The organism is Methylobacterium sp. V23 (assembly GCF_002917135.1).
Classification (GTDB): Bacteria; Pseudomonadota; Alphaproteobacteria; order Rhizobiales; family Beijerinckiaceae; genus Methylobacterium.
Window position 1 is genome coordinate 19,267 of sequence record NZ_PDHT01000033.1, and the last position, 24,034, is coordinate 43,300.

The window sequence follows — 24,034 nt, forward strand, 5'->3', positions numbered from 1 at the left end:
ACAATCGCGCGCCGCGCGGATTCAGCGCTTTTGCGCGGTCCCGGCTTCGTTGGTCACATGGCGTGGCGCAACGGACACGATTTTTCTTACGATTTCAAAGGTTTGGGGAGAGTTCAGCAAGTCGCCCGGGAGGAAGTGGCAAGCGGTCCGGGCCCGCCAGGGCCCCGGACCGGCCGCCGCGTCAGAGGCGGGCCTGGATCTTGCGGGCGATCTCGCCGAGACGCTGCTCCAGCAGGGTCGGGACCTCGCAGACATAGGTCAGCGACTGGCTGCGTTCCTGGAAGATGCGCCGGTCCCAGGTGAACTTGGTCTCCAGCTCCGAGGCGTCCTTGGGGATGTCGCGGGCGTCCTGGACGCTCGGGGAATCCTTGGTGGCGCTGATCTGGTCGGCTTCGTCGCGGATACGCTCGGCCATGCGGCGCTGGCCCTGGGCGTAGCGACCGATGCCGGCGATGACCTTGTTGCGCTCGCCGTTGATCACCTCGAAGACGCCGGCGAAGACCCGGGTGAGGCGCTTCTCCTTGTCGGCACCGGCCTTGGCGGCGAAGTCCTCGAGCAGCGGATCGACCTCGGACAGGGGCGTGCGCCGCGAGGCGATCTTCTGGGCCAGGGCCGCGGCCTCGAAGTCGTCGCCCCAGGGGCCGGCCGCCTCGAGGTCCGGCCCGGTCCAGACCGTGCCCGGGCTCAGGGTCGAGACCTTGCGCTGGACGCAGGGCCAGTCCGGGTCGGATTTCGGCTGGGCGAGGACCGGGCCTGCACCGAGGCCCAGGAGGGCGAGGCCCGCGAGGGTGCGGAGGGGGAGCGTGCGAGAAATCATCAGGAATTGTCTCCGGCCGGGCCGCCGCGCCGGGCCATGATGCCACGGCCCGGATCGTAGGCGACGACGGCGAGGGTGAAGAAGGCGAGCGTGGTCCCCACGACCACCGCGCAGGCGATTGGCTCGAACTGCCCGTAGAGGGCGAAGCGCACGAGCTGCACGGCGTGGGAGAAGGGATTGAGCTGGCAGATCCAGTACAGGGTCTCGGAGGATTCGCGGATGCGCCAGAGCGGGTAGAGCGCCGAGGAGGCGAAGAACATCGGAAAGATCACGAAGTTCATCACGCTGGCGAAGTTCTCCAACTGCTTGACCATGGAGGAGAGCAGCAGGCCGATCGCGCCGAGCATCAGCCCCGAGGCGATGAAGGCCGGCAGCGCCGCCACGTAGCCGATGGCCGGGATGTCGAGTTCCCAGAACCACGCGATGGCCAGGAAGGCGTAGGCCTGCACCACCGAGACGGTGACGCCGGCGATCAGCTTGGCGAGCAGCAGGAGCCAGCGCGGATAGGGGCTCGTCAGCAGCACCTTCATCGAGCCGACCTCGCGGTCGTAGACCATCGAGAGCGAGGATTGCATGCCGTTGAAGAGCTGGATCATCACCGCGAGGCCCGGCACCACGTAGACCTCGTAGAGCACGTAGGTCTGGTAGGGCGGCTCGATCGAGACGCCGAGCGTGTTGCGGAAGCCCGCCGCGAAGATGAACAGCCAGACCAGCGGCCGGACCAGGGCCGAGAAGAAGCGCTCCTTCTGGTTGAAGAAGCGCAGCAGCTCCCGGCGCACGATGCCGCCGAGGCAGATGAGGTAGCCGACGGCGTCGAGGCGCCCGAGATGCGGCACCGGCGCCTCCGCCGGCGCGACGGCCGGGGGCGGGGTCGTCGCGGTGGCGCGGGCAGCGGGGCTCGGAGTCATGGCGATGGGATCCGTGGGCGTGCTCATGCGGCCTGCCGCGCGGGTTCGGCGACGAGGCGGCGGAAGGCCGCCTCCAGGGTCTCGTCGCCCTGCGCGATGGAGCCGGCGGTGCCGCGGGCGACGATGCGGCCCCGGTGCAGCACGACCGCGTCGTCGCCGGCGTCGATCTCCTCGAAGATGTGGGTGGCCCAGAGCACCGACAATCCCTCCTCCCGCACCAGGGCGCGGACGATGGCGACGATGTCGGCGCGCGATTCGAGGTCGAGGCCGACGGTGGGCTCGTCGAGGAGGAGGAGCCGGGGCTCGTGCACCAGGGAGCGGGCGATCTCGATGCGCCGGGACTGGCCGCCCGAGAGGGTCCGCACCTTGTCGTCGCGCCGATCGCTCAAGCCCACGCGGTCGAGCAGCGCAGTGATCCGCGCCTTGGCGGCCTTGCGGGCGATGCCGTGCAGGCTGGCGTGGTAGAGCAGGTTCTGCGCGACGGTGAGGTCGGTGTCGAGGGTGCGGGCCTGGAACACCACGCCGAGGCGGGCGAGGGCCCGGCTCGGTTCCCGGTCCAGGGCATGGCCGAGGATCGAGACCTGGCCGTCCTGGTTCGAATACAGCCGGGTGATCACCGAGAACAGGGTCGTCTTGCCGGCCCCGTTCGGCCCGAGCAGGGCGGTGAAGTGTCCGCGCGCGACGCTCAGGGAAACGTCGGACAGGGCCGCCCGCGCGCCGAAGCGGTGGCTGACATGGGCCACATCGAGGGCGGGGCTCGCGCGCTCTCCGGAACTCATGGCTTCAAGGCCCGCGCGGCGTCGCCGACCGCGTCCAGGCACTCGTCGAATTCGCCCTCCCCCATCTCGCGCTCGGCCACCCGCAGGGCCTTCCTGAGCTTGGGCTGGACCGCCTCCGGGGCGGGCTTGGCGAGTTCGGCCTGGATCATCGCGATGCCCTCCACGCAGGCGGCCTTGTCGTCCGCCAGGGCGGCGACGCTCCCGAGGGCGAGGAGGACGGAGAGGGCGAGTACCGGGGGCGCGCGCATCACGGGGGTCCTACTTCACGGTGAACTTGCCGGTCATGCCCTTGGATTCGAGGCCATGGACCGACCAGGGATACTCGCCGGGCCGGATGGCCACGAACTCGATCGCGATCTCGCCCGGATCGTCGAATTCGAAATGGTCCGGCGGGCCGCTGCCGTGGATCTCCAGGTGCTGAATCACGATCTGGTTGAACCAGATGTTGCGGAAGAACTCGGTGGCGTAGAACTTGTACTCCTGCCGGCCCTTGGCGACGATCCGCAGGCGGTAGGCCTTGCCGGATTCGAGCTCGATCTCCTTGTTCTCCACGACGAAGTCGTTGCCCTCCTCGTTGCCGAGGACGAGGTCGGGCAGGTTCTGGCGCTTCTTCGTCAGGTCGAGGGCCTGGGCCGACGCGATCCAGGCGGGGCCGCCGGCGAGGATCGCCGCCAGGGCGAGGGCGGTGCGCCGCATCGTCCGCTTCATGTGTTGTCCTCACGTTTGCCGCCCCGGGGCGGTGCCGCCTTGAGGCGGTCGTTGCTGGCGCTCTGGCGCTGGCCCCTCCCCGCGGAGGGAGGGGCCCGTGCCCTAGTTCGGCGAGACCGTGACCCCCCAGGGCAGAAGCCCCACGGGGATGCTCTTCACCACCTTCTCGGCCGCCACGTCCACGACCGAGATGTCGTTCGAGGAGCCGTTGGTGGAGAACAGCAGCTTCTGGTCCGGGGTGAAGGCGAGCTGCCAGACGCGCTGGCCCACGGGGAGGTACTTCTCCACGGCGTAGGACTTGGCGTCGATCACCGCGATGCGGTTGGCCGGGCCGAGCGCCACGAAGGCTTTGCTGCCGTCCTTGGTGATGCGGATGCCCACGGGCTGGATCGCCTCGTCGTTCACGCTGGGGATCTTGAAGGTGATCTTCTTGATGACCCGGCGCGCGGCGACGTCGATGACGCTGATGGTGCCGCCGACTTCGGCCGAGACCCAGAGATACTTCCCGTCCGCCGTGAACTCGGCGAAGCGCGGGCGGGCATCGACCAGCACGTTGTCGATCACCGCGAAGGTCGTGGTGTCGATGAAGTGGGCCATGTTGGTGGTCTCGGAGGTGTTCACCAGGATCTTGCCATCCGGCGACAGGCCCATGCCCTCGGGCTCGACGCCCACCGGCACCTCGGCCATGACCTTGTTCTTCTCGATGTCAATGACGGTGACCTGGCTGTCGTCCTCGTTGGCGACGTAGAGCAGGTTGCCCTGGGGGCCGAGGATGAACTGCTCCGGGTCTGGCCCCGAGCGCAGGGAGCGCACGACCTTGCCGGTGCCGGTGTCGAGCACGTCGATGCGGTCGTCGTCGCTGGCGCAGACGAACAGCTCCTTGCCGTCCCGGCTGGTGGTGACGCCGCGCGGGCGGCGGCCGACCTTCCAGGTCCCGGTCACCGCCATCGTCTCGGTGTCGATGACGCTGACCGAGTTGCCCTTCTCGTTGGTGACGTAGACCGTGTAGGCCTGCGCCGGGCTGGCCAGCGAGAAGCCGGCCAGGACGGTGCCGGCCAGCAGCGCCAGGCCCAGTACCGATCCGGACACGTGTGCCCTGTCGCCGCGGCTCATGGGGTTCCTCCTCGGGGCCATCGCTGTCTCGTGCGCGATTGATTGGGCGTTACTATAGTGCAGCCCCGTCTCACGGGGAGCGCGGGACCGCAAGCGGGCGGGAGACCGTGTTGCCGCAGGCGGCCCGGCGGATCCGGGCCTCGCGCGAACGTGACGGGATCAGTCGGGGAACTTGCAGGTCGTCTCCGGCAGGTCGATGCCGAGGGTGTCGAGGGGCGTGCGCTGGTGCGTGAAGCCCTGCTCGGGCGCCACCGAGACCATGGCCTTGGGCTGCACCACGATGATGGGCTGGCGCAGCTGGTGGTCCCAGGGGCGGTAGCTGAGGGAGACGCCCTTGTAGGCCGGCAGGCTGAAACCCGGGTCGGCGAAGTAGGGCGCGAGCACCGCCGGGTCGGCGGTCTTCTTCTGGGTCGCCGCCTCGCCCACCGAGCGCACCGCCGCCCAGGCCTGGTAGTCGAGGGGCCGCATCAGCCGCCCCGCCTGCCGCCGGAAGCGGTTCTGCGCCTGGGCCGCGCCCCAGGTCTCCAGCATCGGGTGCCAGGTGGTGGCGATCAGCCCCTGCGTGCCGGCCACGGGGCGCGGGTCAACGGTGCGGAACGGAACGTAGTCGCCCCAGTCGCCGGCCTCGTCGGCCACCACCGCGATGTCGTAGTCGAGCCCCCGGGTGAACACCATCGCCTCGGACCGGGTCGGGGTGTCGCCCCGCGCCTTGGCCAGGGGGCCGAAGGTCCAGGGCTTCTCGGCGTTGATCTTCAGGGCGAATTTCCGGGCGGCGTTCTTGAACGCGTCGGCGTAGAGGCGGTCGTTCTCCCCCGGTCCGACGATGAGGAACATCTTGCGCCAGCGCATCAGCGTGAAGAACTGCGCCAGGGCATCCGTCTGCATCGCCCGGCTCGGCAGGACGTGGAAGACGTTGCGGCGGCAATCGGCCCCGCGCAGGCGGTCGTCGGGGGCGGCGATGTTGAAGATCGTGACGCCCTGCCCCTTCAGCGCATCCGCGATGGCGAGGAGTTCGGCCGCCGGCAGCGCTACCACGAGGTAGCGGATGCCCCGCCCCGCGAGGTCCCGGGCCGCCGTCACCCCATCCTTGTCCCCCGCCTTGTCCCCCGCGAGGGCGACCTCGTCGAGGACGTAGGTCTGCTTGGTGAAGCGACCGGTGTTGTTGTTGTCCTTGACCGCCATCCGGGCGCCGGCGACGCCCTCGTCCTCCGGCACCGCCTCGGCGTCGTAGGAGGAGGGCGCGGGCTCGGGCCGGTAGATCAGGCCGATATGCGTCTCGCTCGGAGCGATCCCCGGCGCGGCGGGAGGCGTGGCCGGCTCCTGTGCCGAGGCCGGGGCGAGGCCGCACAGCCCGAGGCTGAGGGCGAGCGGGGCGAAGAGGAGGCGTGCGGGGCTGAGCATGTGGCCGGGAGGCTAACAACATTGCGCCGCCGCGCTCAATCGCGGATTGCTAAGCGGTTCTTAAGGGCGCCCCGCCGAAACCTTGCGCCGACCTCGCGACGGCGCGGCGGCATTTGCGCGCCGGGCCGTTTCCGGGCAGATCTCGCGGAACTGAGGCGCCGGCGGGATCACACGGGCGCCCGGCGCGTTCCCGTGATCCGTTCCCGCGGTCCTCCCGTCCCCGCCCCCAGCGGAGAGCTTCGCCCATGGCCCCGTCCCCGATCCGCGCCGCGCGCGGGCTCGCCCTCGCCGCCCTCCTCGCCACCGGCGTTCTCGCGGGCCCCGCCCAGGCCGCGCCGGAGAAGGCCGCGATCTTCGGGGTCGAGCTGTTCGATCCCGGCGTGGTCGGCGGTCGTAAGGCCCGGCCGGACGAGGTGCGGCGCCTCGGCCTCGTCACCGACGAGCTGCGCAAGGCCCTGGCCGACAGCGTCGAGCCCGTGGATGTCGCCCCCCAGGCGGCCGAGATCGCCAAGCAGGCGCCCCTCTACAAGTGCGACGGCTGCGCCGCGACCATCGCCAAGACCCTCGGGGCCGACCTCGCGGTCAGCGGCTACGTCGAGAAGGGCTCCAACCAGATCTTCAACCTCACCGTCACCATCGCGGAGGCCGCCACCGGCAAGGTCATCCGGGGCGGCCGGGTGGTGATCCGCGCCGACACCGACGACACCTGGGCCCATGCCATGCGCTGGGTGGTGAAGAACCGCCTCCTCACCGAGCCCTTGCCGAACCGTTCCTGACCGGGCGGCGTTTCGAGAGACGGGGATTTCCCTTATCCCCGCCCATGCGCTAGGTCCGCGTTCAGGCCGGAAGCGCCAGCTTGAGGCCGAACTTGCCCCGGCCGCGCCACCCTGGGCGCGGCGCTTCCCGACCCGGGCGTCGTCGATGGCCTCCTCCCGAGGCCCCGAGCAACCGAAACCCGCGCTGATGTCCGTGCCCCGCGTGTCCCGATCCTTCGATCTCCGGTCCTTCGACGCCGACGCGCCGGCGCCGCGGCTCCTCGTGAGCGTGCGGAACGCGGACGAGGCGGACCTCGCGACCCACGCGGGCGCCGACCTCGTCGATGCCAAGGACCCCGAGCGCGGGGCGCTGGGGGCCCTCCCCGCCGCGACCGTCCGCGCCATCGTGGCGCAGGTGGGCGGCCGCACCCTCGCCAGCGCCGTGGCGGGCGAGCCGGACCGCGCGGCCCTGGTTCCCGCCATCGCCGCCATGGTGGCCACCGGCATCGACGTGGTGAAGGTGGCCGTGGGGGACGCCGTGTCGGCGGACGACCTCGCCCGGGCCGCCGAGGCGGCCTCCGGACGCCTGATCGCCGTGCTGTTCGCGGAGGCCGGCGATGCCGCCGCCCTCGTGCCGCGCCTGCGCCGGGCCGGCTTCCTCGGCGCGATGATCGACACCGCGGGCAAGGACGGGCGCCGGCTCACCGACCACCTGTCCCTGCCGGCGCTGGCGGCGTTCACCCGCGCCTGCCGCGATCACGGCCTGGTCTCGGGCCTCGCCGGCTCCCTGGCCCTCTCCGACATCGCCGTCCTGGCCCCCCTCGGGCCGCATTACCTCGGCTTCCGCGGCGGCCTCTGCGGCGCCGGCGACCGGCGTCAGGCCCTCGATCCCGTCCGGGTGGCGGAGGCCGTGCGCCTGATCCGCGCCTCGGCCCGGCGGGACGCCGCCTGATGCGGAAACCGGCCGCCCCGATCGTGGTGAAGCTCGGCGGCAGCCTCGTCGCCGACGCGCCCCGCCTGCGAACCTGGCTCGCGCACCTCGCCGACGGTGCCGCGGGGCCCTGCGTCGTCGTCCCCGGGGGCGGGCCCCTCGCCGAGGCGGTGCGCACATCCCAGGCGGCCCTCGGCTTCTCCGACGCCCTCGCCCACCGCCTCGCCCTCGACGCCATGGGCCGCATGGCCGAGATCTTCTCGGCGCTCGAGCCGCGCCTCGTAGCCGCCCGCGCGCCGGAGGCCCTCGCGGCCCTCCTGGCGTCCGGGCTGGTCCCGGTCTGGGACCCGGCCGATCTGAAGGCCGGCCACCCGGACATCCCCGAGACCTGGGACGTCACCTCCGACAGCCTCGCCCTCTGGCTCGCCGCCGCGATCGGCGCGTCGCGCTGCTGCCTGGTGAAGTCCGCCGAGCGGCCGGCAGGGACGACGGACTGGGCGGATCTCGCCGCGAGCGGCCTCGTCGACGCGGCCTTCCCGGTTTTCGCGGCCCGCTATGCCGGGCCCATCGCCATCCTGGGTCCCGGCGCGGCCTGTCCGCCCGCGGCCGCCCCCGAAAGGGCCGCCGCATGAGCGCGCCCGAGCACCTCGTCTTCATCACCGGCCGCATGGCCAAGGCGCGCCTGGAAAAGGTCGCCGCCACCCTGCCGCCGGAGCGCTACGCCTGGAGCATCGCCGATGCCGGCGTGAAGGTCGCTGCGCTGATGACGGAGGAGATCATCCGCCGCCGGGTGACGATTCCGGACGGCGCCAGCCGCATCATCCTGCCCGGGCGCTGCCGGGCCAACCCGGAGGCGCTGGCGGCGCATTTCGGCCTGCCGGTGGAGCGCGGCCCCGACGAGATCGTCGACCTGCCGGCCTATCTCGGGCTCGCCGGGCGCACGGTCGATCTCTCCCGCCACGACCTGCGCATCTTCTCCGAGATTGTCGACGCCTCGAAGATGACGCCCGAGCAGATCCTGGCGAAGGGCCTCGACCTCGCCCGGCGCGGGGCCGACGTGATCGATCTTGGCGGCCTGCCGGACACCGATTTCCCGCATCTCGAGGCGTGCGTGCGGCTGCTCAAGGGCGCCGGGCTCAAGGTCAGCGTCGATTCGTTCTCCCTCGACGAGCTGACCCGGGGCGCCCGGGCGGGGGCCGACTACCTGCTCAGTCTCAACGAGCAGACCCTCGACCTCGCCTTCGAGACCGACGCCGTGCCGGTCCTGGTGCCGGTGCGTCCCGACGACCTGGCCTCCCTCGATCGCGCCATCGAGCGCATGGAGAAGGCGGGGCGGCCCTACATGGCCGACCCGATCCTGGAGCCGATCCATTTCGGCTTCGTCGAGTCGATCGCCCGCTACCACGAGACCCGGCGGCGCTGGCCCGGCATCGAGATGATGATGGGCACCGGCAACCTCACCGAGCTCACCGAGGCCGACAGCCTCGGCGTCACCGCCCTCCTGGTCGGGATGTGCTCGGAGCTCGCCATCCGCAACGTGCTCATCGTCCAGGTCTCGAACCACACCCGCCGGACGGTGGAGGAACACGACGCCGCCCGCCGGGTGATGTTCGCGGCCCGGGCCGATTCGGCCCTGCCCAAGGGCTACGGCCGCGCCCTGCTGGCGCTCCACGACAAGCGGCCCTACGTGCAGACCCCGGACGAGATCGCGGTGCAGGCGGCCGAGGTGAAGGACCCGAACTACCGCATCGCCGTGGCGGAGGACGGAATCCACGTCTTCAACCGCGACATCCACGCGATCGGCACCGACGCGATGGCGTTCTTTCCCGACCTCCAGAGGACCGGCACCGTGGGCAGCGACGGCGCCCACGCCTTCTATCTCGGCGGCGAGCTGACCAAGGCCGAGACCGCCTGGCGGCTGGGCAAGCGCTACGTCCAGGACGAAGCCCTGGCCTGGGGGGCGGCCGCCGACGCCGCGGTGGAGGACACCACGGCCTTCAAGAAGGCCGGGCACACGAAGCATTCCGGCCCAGCCGGCGCCGAGATCGCGGCCCGCGACGCCACGCCGCCCGAGGCCGGGGCGGTCGCGCCCGAGACGACGGGACCGGGCGAGGCCGGGGCCGGCGACGCGGTGTCGGAGACCCCCCCGGAGGGCGGCGGCCGCATCGTCTGCGGCAAGTTCGTGCCCGACGCGACGCGCGCCGCGACGGGAAAGGCGTGACCCCATGCCCCTGATCCTCGAGACCGTCGTCACCACCACCGACCGCGCCGGCGCGCTGCACCTGGTGCCGTTCGGGCTGATCCAGGACGGCGCGGACTGGATCCTGGCGCCGTTCCGGCCCTCCCCCACCATCCGCAACCTTGCCGACAACCCGGTCTTCGCCGCCTCCAGCCCCAGCGACGTGCGGGTGATCGCCGGGGCCGTCACCGGGCGGCGCGACTGGGCGACAGTGCCCTGCGCGCGGATCCCCGGCCGGCGCCTCGCCGAGAGCTTCGGCCATGCCGAGTTCGAGGTCGCCGCCGTCGAGGACGATCCCGTGCGACCTCGCTACCGGGGACGGATGGTCCACGCGGCGGCACACGTGCCGTTCTTCGGCTACAACCGGGCGCAGGCGGCGGTGCTGGAGGCGGCGATCCTCTCCACCCGGCTGCACATGCTGGAGCCTGACAAGATCCTGACCGAGATGCGCTACCACGCCATCGCGATCGCCAAGACCGCCGGGCCCGCCGAGCGCGAGGCCTGGGACTGGATCGAGGACAAGGTGGCCGCGGCCCTCGGCCGCGACGACCGCATCCTCGAGCGTTCCCCCCCAGCACCCTAGAACGTGCTTTCCCGAGGAGACGAAGACCCGATGAAGTTTCTCACTCTGACGACCGTGGCGGCCTTCGCCCTGGTGTCGTTCGGCGCCCAGGCGCACGGCCCGACCCGCAAGAAGGTCGAGGAGACCGTCGAGATCAACGCGGCCCCGGACAAGGTCTGGGCCGTGATCGGCAATTTCCAGGACATGAGCTGGCTGCCGCCGGTCGAAAAGACCGAGGGCAAGGGCGGCAACGAGATCAAGGCCACCCGCACGCTGACGCTCAAGGGCGGCGCCACGGTGGATGAGGAACTGTACAAGTACTCCGCCGAGAAGATGAGCTACTCGTACCGGATCACCAAGGTCGACGTGAAGACCCTGCCGGTGAACGACTATTCCTCCACCATCAAGGTCGAGGATGCCGGCGGCGGCAAGTCCAAGGTGGCCTGGGACGGCGCGTTCTACCGCGGCTACATGAACAACGATCCGCCGCCCGAGCTGAACGACGAGGCCTCGCAGAAGGCCGTGCGCGGCCTCTACCGCACCGGCCTCGACGCCCTGAAGGCCAAGCTCGAGAAGAGCGGTTCTTGATCGCATCGCGAACGGGGACGGGCCGGCGCTTCGCCGGCCCCTTCCGCTCCGGCGTCCCGGGGTTTGGCCTCCCCCTGCTCGGCCTGCTGCTGCTCGGCGCGCCGGCCCGGGCCGATGAGGCCCTGGTCACCGCGCAGGGCGCCAACACCCTGGCGATCGTCGATCTCGAGGCCGGCAGCGTCGCCGCCCAGATCCCGATCGACGGCGCGCCCGCCGGCATCGCCCTCTCTCCCGACCGCCGCACGGCCTTCGTCACCCGCCCCGAGGGGCCGGGCCTCGCCGTGGTCGATCTCGACACCCGTACCGTGACGGGCACCCTCGCCCTGCCCGGCGGCCCCCTCGGCATCGCGGTCAATCCGAAATCCGGCGCCGTCTACGTCGCCGACTGGTACGGCAGCCGCATCTTCGTCGTCTCGCCGGACGGTGCGCGCCTCGACACCGAGATCCAGGTCGGCGCCTCGCCCTCCGGCATCGCCGTGACCCCCGACGGCGCCACCCTGCTGGTGGCGAACCGCGAGGGGGATTCGGTCTCGGTGGTGGACGTCGCCACGGCCCGGGAACTCCAGAAGATCCCGGTCGGCCAGCATCCGTTCGGCATCACCCTCGATGCCGAGGGGGCCCGCGCCTACACGGCCAACGTGACCTCGAACGACGTCTCGGTGATCGACGTGCCCGGCCGGCACGAAATCGGCCGGGTGACCACGGGCGAGCGGCCCTACGTCATCGCCCTCGCGGGTCCGCGCGGCTTCGTCACCGACCAGTATTCGGGCACCGTCACGGTGTTCAACCTGAAGACCCTCACCAACGTCGCGGCAATCGAGGTGGGCGATCACCCGGAGGGCATCGCCGCCTCTCGCGACGGCCGCACCCTGACGGTGGCGAACTGGGGCTCGAACACCCTGAGCCTGATCGACGCGACCACCCTGAAAGTGACGGGCGAGATCAAGGTCCCGGACGGGCCGCGGTCCTTCGGGGATTTCCTGCGGTGAGGGTCGGAGGCTGGGTACGCCGCGCGTGAAGGGCCGGCGCGTGTCGCGCGCGGACCCGGGCCTTTCGCCCCGGAGCGGACGTCCCGCCCGCGACCCGACCGCGCCGTTCGGCCCCGACGCCACCTGTCCGATCGCGGCCGTCGATGCTTCTGCCCGGGTCCTCCGCGTATGGCCTCGTCCACGTGAGGTCGGTGCCGATCGCACGGACCGGGACTCCGCCCTCAACGGGCTCGGGCGTTCCTCTGCGTTTCGACGCCAGGGCTATCGAGGAAGGCGATGATGCTGTCAGCGACCGCCTGAGGAGCCTCGCGGGCGGGGAAATGGCCGACACCGTCCAGAACGACCCGCTGGTAGCCGTTCGCGAAAGAGCGCGCTTGGCCTTCCGACTCCCCCGGCGGGTCGCATCGATCCGCACCGCCCTGGATCATGAGCGTGGGCACCTGGAGGAGGTCCGTCGCGTCGACCACGTCGCGCAGGGACGTGTAGCGCGGGTCCAGTTCCTCCGGCTTCCAGCGGCTCCGATAGCCATGGAGCGTGATGGCGACCCAGTCCGGATTGCGGAAACTGCCCGCCACGGCCGCGAACACCGCGTCGTCGAACCAATCCGTCGGTCCCCACGTGTCCCACTGGATGCGCGCGAAGCGTTCCGGATCGTCCCGAACCGCCGCCGCGCCCGCGTCGGTCGTCATGAACCACTGGTACCACCAGCGTCGGCTCTGCTCGAACGACGGCGTGGCGAAGCGCCCGCGCGGCGCATAACCGATCGCAAGCGACGTGATCGAGGACACCCGCTCCGGCGCGAGCGCCGCCAGGATGTAGGCCGCCCGGCCGCCCCAGTCGTGGCCGCAAACCGCGCAGCGGTTCCAGCCGAGCGCGTCCATCAGATCGAGAGCGTCCCGGGCGATCGCCACGCCGGTCCCGTCGCGGGGGGATTGGTCAGCAAGAAAGCGTGTCGGCCCGAAGCCGCGAAGCCAGGGGGCGACCCAGCGATAGCCTTTCTGCTCCAAGAGCGGGGCGACGCCGCGCCAGCCGGTGGCATCGTCCGGCCATCCGTGCAGGAGCAGAACCGGTCGACCGTCCCGAGGGCCTCCGCTCTCGAAAGCGATGTCGAGGAGTTCGGTCTGGATATGGTCCACCGCAATGCTCCGTCTTCCGCACGAGTGAATTGCCCCGGCAGCGGCCGACCGCCGGACGCAGGCATCGTCCAGGCATCCCGCGGATCAGGGCTGCGAGAAACCCCCGGCGCCGACGATGTCCGTGCCCGTCACCCCGGTGTGCCGCCGAAATCGGGATGACCGGCGAAGGCGGCCGCCAACAGGGTCACAAAGCTGCGCACCTTGCTGGCGATATTGCGGTTGGCCGGGTAGGCGGCGTGCACCGGGATGACCGGCAGATTCCAGTCTGTCAGAACCGGGACGAGCGCGCCCGCGCGGATTGCCGGACCGACCACGAAGGCGGGCTCCAGCGCGATGCCCGCCCCGGCCAGGGCGGCGGCCAGCAGCGTCGGCCCGTTGTTGCACTCCAGAAGGGGCCGGATCGGGAAGTCGGCCACCGCACCGTCCCGCTCGAACCGCCACTTGCGGCCCCAGCGCAGCGCGGAGAAATGAAGGCAGGCATGGGTCGCGAGGTCCTGCGGGGTCGCCGGCGGGCCACGGCGGGCGAGATAGGCCGGAGATGCGCAGGCGATCAACGGGGACGTACCGATCTGCCGCGTGACCAGCGTCGGCTCGACCGCAAGCGCACCGCGGATCGCCAGGTCGAAACCCTCCCCGATCAGGTCCACGGCATCGGTGGACAGCTGAAGGTCGATCGACACGGCCGGGTTCTCGGCGAGGAAGCGCGCGACCACCGGGGCGACATGATCGGGGCCGAGGTCCGGAGGGGCTGCGATCCGCAGGCGGCCGACCGCCTCGGTCTGGAAGGCCGTCGCCGCTTGCCCGGCAGCCCGCACACGATCCTGGATGTCGGCGAGCGCCTCCCGGTAGACCGTCCCGGCTTCCGTCAGCCGCACGGCGCGCGTGGAGCGTTGCAGCAGCTGGACGCCCAACCGCGTCTCCAAGGCGCGGATCTGCGCACCGACCGCGGAACGCCCCATCTCGAGGTCGTCGGCTGCCGCCGTGAAGCTTGCGCGCTCGGCGACGGCAAGGAACGCCATGATCCCGGCCAATGGATCGGTGGTCTTCATATGTCCACCCATGCGCCAACCGATGTACGATCATCGAGCTTATCGCGGCGGATCGCAATCGGTAGCTCTGGGGAACCCCAACCCGACCGACAGGACGTTCGCATGGCCGCTGCCCTCTGGTTTACCACCGCCCGCCTGACCATCCATCTGTCGCAGACCGACAATGCCGATGGGCTTACGCTGATCGAGCACCACATGGCGCAGGGCTTTGCCGTGCCGCTGCATGTCCATCAGGACGAGGATGAAAGCTTCTACATCCTGCAGGGCGAGGTCCGCATGCAGATCGCCGACGAGGTTCGTCGGCTGACACCGGGCGACGCGATCACGGTCCCGGGTGGAACGCCGCACTCGTTCCGGGTCGTCTCGCCCGAAGCGCGCTTCCTGTCGATGACGACGGGTGGGTTCGAGGCGATGATCCGCAGCCTGGCCCGGCCGGCGGAAACAGAAGGCTTGCCGCCCCAAGCCGAGCCGACCGACGCGGAGGTCGCGGCGCTGGTCGCGGCCTGTGCTGCGCACGGCATCGCGTTTCAGGGACCTGCGGTCGCGTGAAGCGCCGGGTGGCGGCTCGTGCGGATCGCCTTTCCGGAAGCCGCCAGTCTGGACGCCACGCCACCCGGACGGAGCGCATCCTCGACCAAGCTGCCGCGAGGCGGACCTTTCGAGGGGCTCGGAAGGGGCGCAAGCGGACGGAACCGCGCTGTCGGGCTCCGGCCACGCGAGCCTGCGCCCGCTGCCCTCACGCCGCCGCGGGCGGCTCCGGAGATTCGGGCTCCTCCGGCGAGTTCAGGATGTCCTCGAGTTCGTCCACCAGCATGTCGATCTGGTCCGACGTCGCCAGCACCCGCAGGGTCTGGCCGGATTCGGTGGCGAGGGCCAGCTCGATGCCGCCGCCGGAACGGCTGGCGAGGATGCGGGCGAGTTTCTGCGGCGTGCTCATGCGCGGGGTCTCTCTCCAGGAACTCGGGTGGGCCAGGATTTCAGGTGGGATCGGCCGCCAGCAGCGCCACGGCGACGGCGGGGCCGCAGGTGGAGGCCCAGTCGGCCCCGGCCTCGGCGAGGTGGCCGGCGATGAGGTCGGTGAAGGCGTGGGCCGGCCGGCCGAGGCGCGCGGCCAGGCGTTCGGCCAGGAAGCGGCCGGCGCCGCACACCACCACGGGCGCTCCGTCGGGCAAGGCCTGGCGGGACAGCACCAGGGCGGCCGCATCGTGCAGAAGCCGGAGCTGCCGTTCGGCGAAATGGGCCGCCAGGGCGCGCCACTCGGCGGCGCTGCCCTCGTCGCGGTCGCGCCCGACGATGCGGGCGAGGCGGGTCTCGCTCTCGGGGATCGACTTGCCCTTGAGGTCGACGCTGTGCTGCTGGTCGGCGCCCTCCGGCAGGTCGCCGAGGATGCGGTGGATGTCGGCGGCCGTGGCGAAGGTCTCGGCCATCAGCCCGGTGCGCCGGCCCCGGAACGGGGCGTGGTCGGCCAGCGCCACGAGATGCGAGCGCACCACGCCGGTATAGACGAGTTCCCCCGTCTCCAGGCGCTCGGCGTCGCTGTAGCCGGCCGCCACCGGCGCCCCGGCCGCGATCGGGATCAGGTCGGCCGTGGTGGAGCCGATATCGACGAGGAGCCCGTCGGCGACGTGGCGGCCGATCAGGGCCGCGGTGGCGTGCCAGTTCGCCGAGGCGATGTCGCCGGCCTGCGCGGCGGCGGCTTCGGGGGCGAGCAGGCCGGAACGGCCGCCATAGATCCGCACCCGGCCGCTGAGATGAGCCTCGGCCCAGGCGGAGATCTGCCGCACACCGTCGGTGCGGCCGGCGAAGCAGTCGGTGAGTTCCCCCGTCATGGTGACGACGTGGTCGGCCGTGTCCCGCGCCCAGTCGGGCAGCTGCGCCAGGGTTTCGTCGAGGGCGGGCAGCCCGCGCCAGAGGCGGCAGGGCACCTGGACCACGGCGACCACGCGGCGATCGCGGACCAGGGCGGCCTTGACATGGACCCCGCCGAGATCCCAGCCGATCACCGGCATGTCAGGAAATGCGGCGGGAGATCCGGATGGTGGTGTCACGGGCGGGCCTGAACGCGGGAGGAAGCCGAATGGCGGACGAATTCGAGATCATTCCGGTGCTCGACCTGCGCCACGGAGCCGTGGTGCGGGCGCGGGCCGGCGACCGCGCCTCCTATGCCCCGATCGTCACGCCCTTGGCAAAGGGGTCGGCGCCGGCGGACGTGGCCCGCGGGCTCCTGGCGGCGGTGGCGGCGCGGATCCTCTACGTGGCGGACCTCGACGCGATCGTCGACGGGGCGGCCCCCGATCGGGCGAGCCTCGCCGCCATCGCGGAGGCCTGTCCCGGCACCACCCTGTGGGTCGATGCGGGATTCGCCGATGCGGCCGGGGTCGAGGCCTTCCTCGAGACCGGGCTCGGCCGGCCGGTGATCGGCAGCGAGAGCCAGGCGGATGCCGGACTCGTGCGCGCCCTGGGCGCACGGGCGGTGTTCTCCCTCGACACGCGGGAGGGCGAGCGCCTCGGGCCTTCCAGCCTGCACGACACGCCGGCGCACTGGCCGCCCGACGTCATCGTGATGACCCTCGGGCGGATCGGCGTCGGGGCCGGTCCGGATCTCGACCGTCTGGCGGCGGTGGCGGCGGCGAGCCCGGCGACCCGCCTCTACGCGGCGGGCGGGGTGCGGGGCCCGGCGGATGTGGAGGTCCTGCGCCGCCGCGGCGTGGCCGGCGCCCTGGTGGCCTCGGCCATCCATGACGGGCCGCTGCGCGGCTGAGGGGTTGCCCAAAAGAGAGGGGCGGCCCGAAGGCCGCCGGGTATCCAACGAAGAGGGGCGGCCCGAAGGCCGCCGGGTATCCAAACGAAGAGGGGCGGCTCGAAGGCCGCCGGGTATCCAAACGAAGAGGGGCGGCCCGAAGGCCGCCCCGTGTCGTGTTCATCGTCCGAGGAAGATGGAAGCCAGTCGCTGGAGCAGGCCCCGCGGTGCGGGCGGAGGCGCGCTCTGCCCAGGACTGCCCCCGATCTAAGCGTTCGACGCGAAGGGGTGCGAAGCGGAGTTGCGCTGCTCGGTGACGACGGCGGCGGTGGGCTCGCCCTTGACGGCGCGCTCGATGGAGAGCTTCACGGCGTCGTAGTTGTACTTCTGGATCTTGGCGTCGTCGGCCGCTTCCCAGTGGATGAACACGCCGACCAGGATGAACAGGTCGTCGGCCTCGTCGGCGGGGATGATGCCCTCAGCCACGCAATCCTGAACGGCCTTGGCGACGCCGTGCTGGGCGGGGCCGAACATCTGGACGGCCTGACGGGCGTCGTTGATGGTGACCTTGTTGAACATCAGGGTGTTCGGCTTGCAGGGCAGGTTCGGCGCGATGACCGCGAGCAGGCTGGTGAAGCCGTGCTTGTTGTTCACGAGGCCGTTGCAGAACGCAGCTTCGGCCGGCGAACCGCGCGGTCCGATGATGAGATCGATGTGGGCGACCTCGTTGCCATCACCGACGAGGGCCTCGCCGACCATAACCTTGTTGATCTTCGCCATGTGGGGTTTCTCCCAAAGTCTTGAAAAGACGTGGCCACTCCCGAGCTCAGGGGGCGGCCGGCAGCTATCCTTGTTCACGGCGTCCAGTCCATCGAGGGACCAGACCGGTTAGCCCGGATCGCGGCGCGGACCCTACTCTGGGGCCTTGCCGGGAACAACCCTGCGCGGGCCGGTCGGCCTGGCAATTTATTCATCGGTGGATGGAACCTTCGTTTGAAGCCCCGAAAACCTGTCCAATGGGCCGGGATCAGGCCTCGGCCCGGAGAAGACGGTCGAGGAACAGCGTCGCCACCGTGAAGTCCGCGCTGGTGCCCGGATTGAGCCGCTCCGCCTTCCAGGCGCGGTCCCGGTCGAGCAGGGCGTCCACCGGGGCCGCGCCGAGGTCGAGGGCCAGCAGCGCCTCGGCCTCGGCGCGCAGGGCCTCCGCGCGGTCGGGGCCGTGCTTGCGTGCCACGTGGCTGTCGGGCACCCGGGCGAGATAGGCGAGATACACGGCGGTAGTGCACCAGGGGGGGCTGAGATCCCGCGCCCGGGCCGCCGCCAGGGCCGGCAGGCCGATCGCGAACAGGTCGGCGAAACCCGTCCCGTAGGCCCGCGCGATGGCGTCGCGCGGGGCGGCCTCCGCCATGGCGGCCCGGAGCGAGGCGGGGCCTTGTGGATCGGGACCCTGCGAATCGGTGACGTCGTGGCGCTCGGCCCGGCCGAGGCCGCCGGGATTGGCCCGCCGGATCGCCGCGAAGACGTCGCGGGCATCGGCTGCGTTAAAGCCGTCGAGAACGGTGGCGAGGGCTGCGCGCAGCGGACCGGCCGTCTCCGCCGCCCGGGCGAGGGGCGCGCACAGGAGCACGATGCCCAGGTTGGTGTTCTGGCCGACGCGGTCCATCGTCGCCGTGACGGCCCGGAGCACGCGCCGGCCCACCGGCGCACCCGCCTCGGCCAGGGCCGGGGCCGAGACCTCGGCGCTCGTCACGAAATCCGCCACCGCCATGCGGTGGCCGTCGGCGAAGGCGTGGACGTTGCCGGGCTTCAGGGCGTCGAGTTCGTCGAGGCAGCTCGCCCGGTAGGCGGCGGCGACGGCCCCGGGCGCGATCATCCGAGGGCCGCGACGAGGCGGGGCGGACGGGCGGCCCGCACGGCGTTGAGGAAGCCGCGGGCGACCGCGAGGGCGATGTCGACCTCGGTCACCTGCTGCAGCCCGGACCAGGCCGGCATCGAGTTCACCTCTAGCACGAGGTAGCCCCCCTGCCCGTCCTCGACGAGGTCGATGCCGGAATAGTCGACGCCCACCGCCGCGGCGGCCCGCTCGGCGAGCTCGGCCGCGGCGGGCGGCATCGCCCAGGCCAGGGGCCGGCCCCCGCGATGGACGTTGGTGATCCAGCCGTCGCCCTCGCGGATCATGCCCGCGATGGCGCGGCCCTCGCAGACGAAGACCCGGTAGTCGCGCCAGAGACCGTCGCTGCGGGCGATGTAGCGCTGGAGATAGTAGACCCGCGACACCGCCTCCTCGTCCGGCAGGTCCTCCGAGCGCTCGATCAGCTGGAGGCCCTCGCCCTGCGAGCCGAAGAGCGGCTTGAGCACCAGGGGACGCCCGGGGTGGGCCTCCCGGGCCACGACCTCGGCGGCGGCGTCCCGCTTCGAGAGCACGAAGGTCTCCGGGGTGGGCAGGCCGGCCCGGTCGATGAGCAGGCTCGTCATCGCCTTGTCGACGGAGCGCTCGATCGCGCTCGGGGAATTCCACACGGTCGTGCCGCTGGCCACCAGGGCGTGCAGCACGCCCAGGCGCATGGTGGTGGCCTCGAAGGTGCCGCCCGCGATGGTGCGCAGCAGGACGCCGTCCGGCAGGGTCTCGAAGCCCGGCACCCGCAGGGGCTCGGGACCCCCCGTCACCACCGCGACGTCGGCCATCGAGAACAGCACCGGCGCGGCGCCGAGCTGTTCGAGGGCGGCCCGCAGGCGCGCCTTGTGCCAGTTGCCGTTGTCGGCCGCGAGCCCGATCCGCATTGTTCTCTGCCAACCTCGACGTCGATCGCTTCTTCCTGCCGCGGGAGAAGGTGGCCTTCCGCGGGAGAAGATGGCCCGCCAAGCGGGTCGGATGAGGGGAGCGCCCGTGTCGGGGAGGTTCCCCCTCCCCCACCTGCTCCGCAGGCCCCCTCCCCCGCGCCGGGGGGAGGGGTCACGACCGGCGCCTTACCGGAACGACGCCTCGACCAGCTCCGGCATCAGCTTGCCACCGCGGAAGCTCTTGCCGGTGGTGACGGAGGTGACGATGACCTCGGCGGGGCTGAAGAGCGCGCCGTCGATCTTGTAGAAGTCGCCGTTCACCCGGGCGAAGATGTCGGCGAAGGGCGCGCCGTGATCGGCCGAGTTCGACGACGGGACCTGCTCGGCGAGCTGCTGGGCGTCGGCGTCGTCGGCCTCCACGAAGAGCTGCACGCGGCCGCCGTAGATGATGGCGTCGTTGGTGCGGCCCATGGCCTGGATGAAGTCCGGGTGCTGGGGCGAGAGCGGGGCGGAGCCGATGCCGTCGACGATTTTGTGCAGGTCGAAGCCGACGGTGTGGGCCTTGTGCAGGGCGACCTCGAGGACGCGGGCGACGACCTGGGTCGAGCCGGCCAGGCTCTGGGTCGGGGCGTAGATGAAGGTCAGCTGCTCGGGCGCCAGGCCGGTGGCATCGGACACCTTGGCGATGACGGAGGCCGGCGGGCCGCCGGCCGCCTCGAGCACCAGGGCGGTCTGGGTCGCGCTGTCCTTGTAGCCGAGCTCGCCGTAGAGGTCCTCCACCACCGCGACGGCGCGGCCGGGGCCGGAGCCGAGGGCGAAGAAGCCGGAATCCCCGGTCTCGTCGGCCAGCGACCAGCCGGCATACTGGCTGCCGAGGCAGGCGATGACCGGATCGGCGGCGTGCACGATCACCGAGTAGGGCCAGGACGTGATCGGGCCCGACGGCGCGATCGAGACGGTGCCGAGGCCGCCGAGGCAGATCTCGGCGATGCGGCGCCCGGCCTCGATGGAGCCGCGCACGCTCGCGCCGGCATCGACCATGCGGGCGCCGTGCTCGGTGGTCACGGAGAGGCGCAGGGCCTCGGCATCGGCGACCAGCCGCTCCACCAGGGGGGCGGTCAGGGCGTTGACGCTCGGAAACGGAAATTTCGCGCCGCTCGGGCTGGTGGTCATGGGTGTCCCTCCGTCAGGGCGAGCAAGGTCCGCACTTCGGCGGCCCGGCCTCGCAACATCGCTCTCGTGGCGGCCGAGTCCGGCCCTGTGGCGAACAGGGTGCACAGCGGTGCGTGGCGCGCCACCATGGTGCCGGGTCTTGGGCGGTCGCGCACGAAATCCGGCCAGGAGATCGGCGGCATCGGCGCGTAGCCGCTGGCCGCGTAGCAGATTTCCGTCGCCGCCGCATCCATTGGTGCGGGTTCGGCCTCGGGCAGTTGGCCGAGGCTCGCCGCGATGTGCTGGGCGAGGAGGGGCGTCGGGCGCCGGTCGAGCACGTCGAGGGTGGCGCCCGGGCGCGGGTTGATTTCGGTAAGCCACCAATCCGGCCCGTCCACGAGGCAGTCGGCGCTGGCGAGCCCCGTGAGCCCGGTCGCCCGGGCGAGGCGCCCGATCCCGGCCGCGATCGCTGCCGCGTAGTCGGGTGCGAGCACCGGCGGCTCCCGGCGCGCCCGCTCCAGGGCGCCGGCATACCGGAAGGGCTGGAGGGGGGACGGGGCGCTCCACTGCTCGGTGACGCCCACTAGGCGGATCGCGGCACCGTCGGCCAGGATCGCCAGGGACACGGCGCGTCCCGGCACCCGGGCCTGAAAATAGGCTCCCGCCGGCGCGGGCCCGCCCGGCGCGCCGCGGATATGCGTGCCGCCCGACCCCCCTGCCCGCTTGAGGAGCCAGGCGGCCCGATCGGGCACCGGATCGCGGGTGACGGCCGGGTGCGGGACACCCTGCGCGCGGCAGAGCGCCGCGAAGGCGAAGGGGTCCTTCAGGGTGGCCACGCAATCCGGGCCGGCGCCGAGGAGGCGGTGGCGCTGCGCGATGGCCCGCATCAGGTCGGGGGCGGCCTCGAAGCCGCTGCCGAGGACGAGGCCGAGGGGCGTGCCCGCTGCCTCGGCCGCGAGGGAATCGAGCGCAGCGAGGACGGCGTCGCCGCCGAGGCGTCCGGCCCCGAACCGCCCGTCGGCCTGGCGATAGCCCGCGGCCAGGGCCCGGGTGTCGGCATCGCCGAACAGGTCGAGGACGAGGGGCGCCAGGCCGGCGCGCCGCGCCGCCTGGGCCAGGGCGCGGCCGGACTGGGCGGCGATGAGGAGGGGCCGGCCGGCGGGGGCCGGTGCCGCCCCCGAGGGGCCGGCCGTCAGCCCGCCACCTCGACCGCCAGGGTGTAGGCGTCGCGGAAGTCGAGGCAGAGCGGCGCGTCGGTTTCCAGCATCCGCCGGAACAGGCGGGATTCGGTCTGATACTTCACGTTGCCCACCGCGAGGGCGCCGATGCCGACGCCCCGGCCCGTCGGCAGGGGCACGTCGATGGCGTTGACGTCGATGCCGGCGATGCCGGCGGGCGGCACGGCGTTGACGTCCGAGGCTACGAGGAGCTTCGGGGCGGATTCGAGATCCTCGGCGGTGAGGATCGGGATGCCGGCCGGGCCGGCCGAGAGGATGACGTCGGCGTTGACGATGGCGGCGCGCCGGGCGGCCACGGTGGAGCCGTCCACCGCCTCGACCTCGACGTCGAAGCGCCAGCGCATGGTGTTCGAGATCTTGCTGACGCGCTCCTCGCCGTCATGACCGACGAGGACGGCCTTGGCGCCGTGGAGTGCGCCGATCACCGCGGCGACGTAGGCGACGACGCCGGCACCGCCGAAGATGACGATGCGCTTGCCCTCGAGGCCGGTGTCGAACTTCGCCTTCAGGGCGCGGGTCACCTCGGCCACCATGGCGGCGCCGGTGGTGAAGGAGCCGGCCGGATCGGCGAAGATGTGGTTGGCGAAGGGAGGCACCAGGGCCTTCCTGGCCCGGTCCACCATGTCGAGGGCGTCCTCGGCGTTCTTGCCGCCGATGAAGATCCCGGTGCGCACGCCATCCTGGGGCGCGCGCGAGAAGATCGAATCCTGGACCAGCGTCGTCACGTCGGCGAGCGTCGCATTCGTGTAGGTGGCGACGGTTTCGAAGCCCGCATCCACGGCCATGTTCACGTCGAACGGGCTCATGTGCTTCAGGGGCGTGATCATGTGGAGGATCGAGCGGGCCATCGTCGGACTCCCTTCGTGCTGTGACGCGGCCCGATCGTGCGCGGAGGCGTCGAATTGTCAAAGCCCGCCGCGGTCGGGTGGGCCGAAGCTGGGCTCTACAGGGATTCGTCTTAAAGCGCGGTGACCGACGCGCCGGTGTTGCGTCCCCGGGCGATCAGGAACTTCAGGGGGCCCGGCCGCTCCAGCATGCCCACGAGGGCGCGGGCTTCGGCCTCCGAGGGCACCAGGGCGAAGCCGGTGGGCCCCCAGGAGCTCTGGCCGTAGCCGGCGAGTCCGAAGTCGGCCACGGCGGCGAGCGCCTCGGCCACGGCGGGGCTGGCGAAGCGCCCGCCCTGGTGGGGCGCGAAGTGGTCGCCGATGAGCTGCTGGATCCGGGTGATGCCGGCGCCGAACCCGTCCGGCTCGGCCGTGACCGCCGCGGGCAGCACCTGCATCAGCACGATGCGGCAGATCTCGGCCGCCTGCGCCTCCGGGAAGCGCGGCAGTTCGCGGAAGGCCGCGACTTCGCGGGTGCCGTGCACGCCGGTCATCCCGGTGTCGAGGATCAGCACCACGCGCCAGGCCTCCGGATAGGCCAGCCGGGCGATCACCGGCGGCGGGTTTCCGTCGGGATCGCGGCCGCCATCGACGATGAGGCCCCCGTGCGTGAAGGCCGCGAGGCCGACCCCCGAGCGGTTTCCCCGGTCGAGGGCGTTGGCGAAGTCCTCCGGCGCGAAGGGCCGCCCGGCGAGGCCCGCCAGGGCGGCCGCCACGCTGAGCGCCAGCTGGGTGCCTGAGCCGAAGCCCGCATGGGCGGGAATCGCCGATTCGATCGTGAGCGCGGCGTGTCCGGCGATGCCGAGATGGCCCGCGGCCGCCAGCGCGTAGGCGGCGGCCCGGCGTGCCTCCGGCCCGGTCACGTCGAGGCGCTCGGCCGGCCGGGCGGTCAGGGTCATGGCGGGGGCGTCGAGGGCGAGGCCGATGCTGCCGAAGCGCCGCCCGAGGCCGCCATGCAGATCGAGGAAGCCGAAATGCAGGCGGGCGGGCGCGTGCACGCGAAGGCCGGTGCCGGGTCCGCCCGGACCGCTCGGGATCCGCATCAGGTCGATCCCCTCCATCGCGCCCCGTCCTCCCCGCTCTAAACAGCCCCGTGCCCCGGCGGGCCGCCGATGCCGCGCCGCCGGCTTCTCCCACGGAGCGCCGACCCGTCGCAAGCGCGTCGGGCAAATCTCCGGCCGCCGTGTCGGGCGCCGCCGTGTCGGGGTCCCGATTCGCATCGCGCGGTTCAGGGGGGTGGCCTGCGAGGGGGGTTGCCTGGGGG

At 72.0% G+C, this 24,034-nt stretch carries 28 protein-coding genes; 10 read left to right on the forward strand and 18 right to left on the reverse strand.

The annotated features are described in order from the left end of the window. Positions 1 to 181 precede the first annotated feature (181 nt). The 7 genes from CRT23_RS22680 to CRT23_RS22710 all read right to left on the reverse strand — a co-directional run bounded on the left by CRT23_RS22680 (position 182) and on the right by CRT23_RS22710 (position 5,726). Complete coding sequence (locus CRT23_RS22680) at positions 182 to 817, reverse strand: hypothetical protein (protein ID WP_103711893.1); 636 nt, start codon at positions 815 to 817, stop codon at positions 182 to 184. Then, positions 817 to 1,752: an ABC transporter permease gene (locus CRT23_RS22685; RefSeq protein WP_244477274.1), complete on the reverse strand. Its 936-nt coding sequence runs from the start codon at positions 1,750 to 1,752 to the stop codon at positions 817 to 819. The genes CRT23_RS22680 and CRT23_RS22685 overlap by 1 nt, the downstream gene beginning before the upstream one ends. Next, complete coding sequence (locus CRT23_RS22690) at positions 1,749 to 2,504, reverse strand: ABC transporter ATP-binding protein (protein ID WP_055951466.1); 756 nt, start codon at positions 2,502 to 2,504, stop codon at positions 1,749 to 1,751. Before CRT23_RS22690 ends, CRT23_RS22685 begins: the two co-directional genes overlap by 4 nt. Continuing rightward, positions 2,501 to 2,752 (reverse strand): hypothetical protein, encoded by a 252-nt coding sequence (locus CRT23_RS22695; RefSeq protein ID WP_103711894.1) that lies wholly within the window; start codon positions 2,750 to 2,752, stop codon positions 2,501 to 2,503. Before CRT23_RS22695 ends, CRT23_RS22690 begins: the two co-directional genes overlap by 4 nt. 10 nt (positions 2,753 to 2,762) lie before the next feature. Continuing rightward, positions 2,763 to 3,212 (reverse strand): hypothetical protein, encoded by a 450-nt coding sequence (locus CRT23_RS22700; protein WP_103711895.1) that lies wholly within the window; start codon positions 3,210 to 3,212, stop codon positions 2,763 to 2,765. Positions 3,213 to 3,314: 102 nt separating this feature from the next. After that, the gene (locus CRT23_RS22705) at positions 3,315 to 4,325 is read right to left on the reverse strand and encodes a YVTN family beta-propeller repeat protein (protein ID WP_181017434.1); all 1,011 of its coding nucleotides are present in this window, start codon (positions 4,323 to 4,325) and stop codon (positions 3,315 to 3,317) included. 159 nt (positions 4,326 to 4,484) lie between these two features. Next, entirely contained in the window at positions 4,485 to 5,726 is a 1,242-nt protein-coding gene (locus CRT23_RS22710; RefSeq protein ID WP_103711896.1) for an ABC transporter substrate-binding protein, read from the reverse strand. A 245-nt stretch (positions 5,727 to 5,971) separates the two neighbouring features. On the opposite strand from CRT23_RS22710, the gene CRT23_RS22715 reads away from it, so the two are divergent. The 7 genes from CRT23_RS22715 to CRT23_RS22745 all read left to right on the forward strand — a co-directional run bounded on the left by CRT23_RS22715 (position 5,972) and on the right by CRT23_RS22745 (position 11,790). Then, positions 5,972 to 6,502, forward strand: a complete 531-nt coding sequence (locus tag CRT23_RS22715) for a DUF3280 domain-containing protein (protein WP_103711897.1) — start codon at positions 5,972 to 5,974, stop codon at positions 6,500 to 6,502. Between the two features lie 187 nt (positions 6,503 to 6,689). Beyond that, positions 6,690 to 7,433: a (5-formylfuran-3-yl)methyl phosphate synthase gene (locus tag CRT23_RS22720; RefSeq protein WP_103711898.1), complete on the forward strand. Its 744-nt coding sequence runs from the start codon at positions 6,690 to 6,692 to the stop codon at positions 7,431 to 7,433. Continuing rightward, positions 7,433 to 8,044 (forward strand): uridylate kinase, encoded by a 612-nt coding sequence (locus CRT23_RS22725; protein ID WP_103711899.1) that lies wholly within the window; start codon positions 7,433 to 7,435, stop codon positions 8,042 to 8,044. The genes CRT23_RS22720 and CRT23_RS22725 overlap by 1 nt, the downstream gene beginning before the upstream one ends. Next, entirely contained in the window at positions 8,041 to 9,633 is a 1,593-nt protein-coding gene (locus CRT23_RS22730; protein WP_103711900.1) for a DUF6513 domain-containing protein, read from the forward strand. The genes CRT23_RS22725 and CRT23_RS22730 overlap by 4 nt, the downstream gene beginning before the upstream one ends. 4 nt (positions 9,634 to 9,637) lie before the next feature. Next, positions 9,638 to 10,234, forward strand: coding sequence for a DUF447 domain-containing protein (locus CRT23_RS22735; protein WP_055951487.1), 597 nt, complete (start codon positions 9,638 to 9,640; stop codon positions 10,232 to 10,234). A gap of 30 nt (positions 10,235 to 10,264) precedes the next feature. Continuing rightward, complete coding sequence (locus tag CRT23_RS22740) at positions 10,265 to 10,801, forward strand: SRPBCC family protein (RefSeq protein ID WP_055951490.1); 537 nt, start codon at positions 10,265 to 10,267, stop codon at positions 10,799 to 10,801. 74 nt (positions 10,802 to 10,875) lie between these two features. Beyond that, a complete protein-coding gene (locus CRT23_RS22745; protein WP_103711914.1) occupies positions 10,876 to 11,790 on the forward strand; it encodes a YncE family protein in 915 nt (304 codons plus the stop codon). Between the two features lie 221 nt (positions 11,791 to 12,011). Here CRT23_RS22745 and CRT23_RS22750 read toward each other — a convergent pair whose 3' ends face one another. Together CRT23_RS22750 and CRT23_RS22755 are read right to left on the reverse strand one after the other, a co-directional pair. Continuing rightward, complete coding sequence (locus tag CRT23_RS22750) at positions 12,012 to 12,926, reverse strand: alpha/beta hydrolase (RefSeq protein ID WP_103711901.1); 915 nt, start codon at positions 12,924 to 12,926, stop codon at positions 12,012 to 12,014. 128 nt (positions 12,927 to 13,054) lie between these two features. Next, positions 13,055 to 13,975 carry a LysR family transcriptional regulator gene (locus tag CRT23_RS22755; RefSeq protein WP_103711902.1) on the reverse strand — a complete coding sequence of 307 codons (921 nt, stop codon included), beginning with the start codon at positions 13,973 to 13,975 and terminating at the stop codon, positions 13,055 to 13,057. Positions 13,976 to 14,077: 102 nt separating this feature from the next. Between CRT23_RS22755 and CRT23_RS22760 the strand changes: the two genes are divergently transcribed. Beyond that, entirely contained in the window at positions 14,078 to 14,524 is a 447-nt protein-coding gene (locus CRT23_RS22760; RefSeq protein WP_181017435.1) for a cupin domain-containing protein, read from the forward strand. A gap of 187 nt (positions 14,525 to 14,711) precedes the next feature. On the opposite strand, the gene CRT23_RS22765 is transcribed toward CRT23_RS22760, so the two are convergent. After that, positions 14,712 to 14,912, reverse strand: a complete 201-nt coding sequence (locus CRT23_RS22765) for a hypothetical protein (RefSeq protein WP_055951500.1) — start codon at positions 14,910 to 14,912, stop codon at positions 14,712 to 14,714. A 40-nt stretch (positions 14,913 to 14,952) separates the two neighbouring features. Continuing rightward, positions 14,953 to 15,984: a hydantoinase/oxoprolinase family protein gene (locus CRT23_RS22770; RefSeq protein ID WP_103711904.1), complete on the reverse strand. Its 1,032-nt coding sequence runs from the start codon at positions 15,982 to 15,984 to the stop codon at positions 14,953 to 14,955. 68 nt (positions 15,985 to 16,052) lie between these two features. Here CRT23_RS22770 and CRT23_RS22775 point away from each other — a divergent pair, with 68 nt between their 5' ends. Continuing rightward, the gene (locus CRT23_RS22775) at positions 16,053 to 16,736 is read left to right on the forward strand and encodes a HisA/HisF-related TIM barrel protein (RefSeq protein WP_103711905.1); all 684 of its coding nucleotides are present in this window, start codon (positions 16,053 to 16,055) and stop codon (positions 16,734 to 16,736) included. Positions 16,737 to 16,982: 246 nt separating this feature from the next. Here the strand turns inward: CRT23_RS22775 and fae are convergent, their stop codons facing one another. The 5 genes from fae to CRT23_RS22800 all read right to left on the reverse strand — a co-directional run bounded on the left by fae (position 16,983) and on the right by CRT23_RS22800 (position 21,535). Next, positions 16,983 to 17,495 (reverse strand): formaldehyde-activating enzyme, encoded by a 513-nt coding sequence (gene fae, locus CRT23_RS22780; RefSeq protein ID WP_055951505.1) that lies wholly within the window; start codon positions 17,493 to 17,495, stop codon positions 16,983 to 16,985. 247 nt (positions 17,496 to 17,742) lie between these two features. Then, positions 17,743 to 18,588, reverse strand: a complete 846-nt coding sequence (locus tag CRT23_RS22785; RefSeq protein WP_103711906.1) for a triphosphoribosyl-dephospho-CoA synthase — start codon at positions 18,586 to 18,588, stop codon at positions 17,743 to 17,745. Further along, complete coding sequence (locus CRT23_RS22790) at positions 18,585 to 19,496, reverse strand: RimK family alpha-L-glutamate ligase (RefSeq protein ID WP_103711915.1); 912 nt, start codon at positions 19,494 to 19,496, stop codon at positions 18,585 to 18,587. Before CRT23_RS22790 ends, CRT23_RS22785 begins: the two co-directional genes overlap by 4 nt. Before the next feature lie 186 nt (positions 19,497 to 19,682). Further along, on the reverse strand, positions 19,683 to 20,669 hold the full coding sequence (gene mch, locus CRT23_RS22795; protein WP_103711907.1) for a methenyltetrahydromethanopterin cyclohydrolase: 987 nt from the start codon (positions 20,667 to 20,669) through the stop codon (positions 19,683 to 19,685). Further along, complete coding sequence (locus tag CRT23_RS22800) at positions 20,666 to 21,535, reverse strand: ATP-grasp domain-containing protein (RefSeq protein ID WP_348628885.1); 870 nt, start codon at positions 21,533 to 21,535, stop codon at positions 20,666 to 20,668. The genes mch and CRT23_RS22800 overlap by 4 nt, the downstream gene beginning before the upstream one ends. Between CRT23_RS22800 and CRT23_RS29790 the strand changes: the two genes are divergently transcribed. Then, positions 21,512 to 21,871 (forward strand): hypothetical protein, encoded by a 360-nt coding sequence (locus CRT23_RS29790; RefSeq protein ID WP_348271584.1) that lies wholly within the window; start codon positions 21,512 to 21,514, stop codon positions 21,869 to 21,871. The genes CRT23_RS22800 and CRT23_RS29790 overlap by 24 nt on opposite strands. On the opposite strand, the gene CRT23_RS22805 is transcribed toward CRT23_RS29790, so the two are convergent. Beyond that, positions 21,841 to 22,734, reverse strand: coding sequence for an NAD(P)-dependent methylenetetrahydromethanopterin dehydrogenase (locus tag CRT23_RS22805; RefSeq protein WP_103711909.1), 894 nt, complete (start codon positions 22,732 to 22,734; stop codon positions 21,841 to 21,843). The genes CRT23_RS29790 and CRT23_RS22805 overlap by 31 nt on opposite strands. A gap of 110 nt (positions 22,735 to 22,844) precedes the next feature. After that, positions 22,845 to 23,831, reverse strand: a complete 987-nt coding sequence (locus CRT23_RS22810; RefSeq protein ID WP_245436494.1) for a beta-ribofuranosylaminobenzene 5'-phosphate synthase family protein — start codon at positions 23,829 to 23,831, stop codon at positions 22,845 to 22,847. Positions 23,832 to 24,034: the final 203 nt, after the last annotated feature.

Coding starts and splice junctions, on each gene's coding strand:
- CRT23_RS22755 (WP_103711902.1), bottom strand. CDS start 13,975: ATGAAGACCACCGATCCATTGGCCGGGATCATGGCGTTCCTTGCCGTC.
- CRT23_RS22710 (WP_103711896.1), bottom strand. CDS start 5,726: ATGCTCAGCCCCGCACGCCTCCTCTTCGCCCCGCTCGCCCTCAGCCTC.
- CRT23_RS22770 (WP_103711904.1), bottom strand. CDS start 15,984: ATGCCGGTGATCGGCTGGGATCTCGGCGGGGTCCATGTCAAGGCCGCC.
- CRT23_RS22765 (WP_055951500.1), bottom strand. CDS start 14,912: ATGAGCACGCCGCAGAAACTCGCCCGCATCCTCGCCAGCCGTTCCGGC.
- mch (WP_103711907.1), bottom strand. CDS start 20,669: ATGACCACCAGCCCGAGCGGCGCGAAATTTCCGTTTCCGAGCGTCAAC.
- CRT23_RS22715 (WP_103711897.1), top strand. CDS start 5,972: ATGGCCCCGTCCCCGATCCGCGCCGCGCGCGGGCTCGCCCTCGCCGCC.
- CRT23_RS22725 (WP_103711899.1), top strand. CDS start 7,433: ATGCGGAAACCGGCCGCCCCGATCGTGGTGAAGCTCGGCGGCAGCCTC.
- CRT23_RS22700 (WP_103711895.1), bottom strand. CDS start 3,212: ATGAAGCGGACGATGCGGCGCACCGCCCTCGCCCTGGCGGCGATCCTC.
- fae (WP_055951505.1), bottom strand. CDS start 17,495: ATGGCGAAGATCAACAAGGTTATGGTCGGCGAGGCCCTCGTCGGTGAT.
- CRT23_RS22705 (WP_181017434.1), bottom strand. CDS start 4,325: ATGAGCCGCGGCGACAGGGCACACGTGTCCGGATCGGTACTGGGCCTG.
- CRT23_RS22720 (WP_103711898.1), top strand. CDS start 6,690: ATGTCCGTGCCCCGCGTGTCCCGATCCTTCGATCTCCGGTCCTTCGAC.
- CRT23_RS22800 (WP_348628885.1), bottom strand. CDS start 21,535: ATGCGGGCCATCGCGCAGCGCCACCGCCTCCTCGGCGCCGGCCCGGAT.
- CRT23_RS22735 (WP_055951487.1), top strand. CDS start 9,638: ATGCCCCTGATCCTCGAGACCGTCGTCACCACCACCGACCGCGCCGGC.
- CRT23_RS22680 (WP_103711893.1), bottom strand. CDS start 817: ATGATTTCTCGCACGCTCCCCCTCCGCACCCTCGCGGGCCTCGCCCTC.
- CRT23_RS22775 (WP_103711905.1), top strand. CDS start 16,053: ATGGCGGACGAATTCGAGATCATTCCGGTGCTCGACCTGCGCCACGGA.
- CRT23_RS22760 (WP_181017435.1), top strand. CDS start 14,078: ATGGCCGCTGCCCTCTGGTTTACCACCGCCCGCCTGACCATCCATCTG.
- CRT23_RS22685 (WP_244477274.1), bottom strand. CDS start 1,752: ATGAGCACGCCCACGGATCCCATCGCCATGACTCCGAGCCCCGCTGCC.
- CRT23_RS22785 (WP_103711906.1), bottom strand. CDS start 18,588: ATGATCGCGCCCGGGGCCGTCGCCGCCGCCTACCGGGCGAGCTGCCTC.
- CRT23_RS22790 (WP_103711915.1), bottom strand. CDS start 19,496: ATGCGGATCGGGCTCGCGGCCGACAACGGCAACTGGCACAAGGCGCGC.
- CRT23_RS22810 (WP_245436494.1), bottom strand. CDS start 23,831: ATGGAGGGGATCGACCTGATGCGGATCCCGAGCGGTCCGGGCGGACCC.
- CRT23_RS22695 (WP_103711894.1), bottom strand. CDS start 2,752: ATGCGCGCGCCCCCGGTACTCGCCCTCTCCGTCCTCCTCGCCCTCGGG.
- CRT23_RS22740 (WP_055951490.1), top strand. CDS start 10,265: ATGAAGTTTCTCACTCTGACGACCGTGGCGGCCTTCGCCCTGGTGTCG.
- CRT23_RS22730 (WP_103711900.1), top strand. CDS start 8,041: ATGAGCGCGCCCGAGCACCTCGTCTTCATCACCGGCCGCATGGCCAAG.
- CRT23_RS22690 (WP_055951466.1), bottom strand. CDS start 2,504: ATGAGTTCCGGAGAGCGCGCGAGCCCCGCCCTCGATGTGGCCCATGTC.
- CRT23_RS22805 (WP_103711909.1), bottom strand. CDS start 22,734: ATGGCCCGCTCGATCCTCCACATGATCACGCCCCTGAAGCACATGAGC.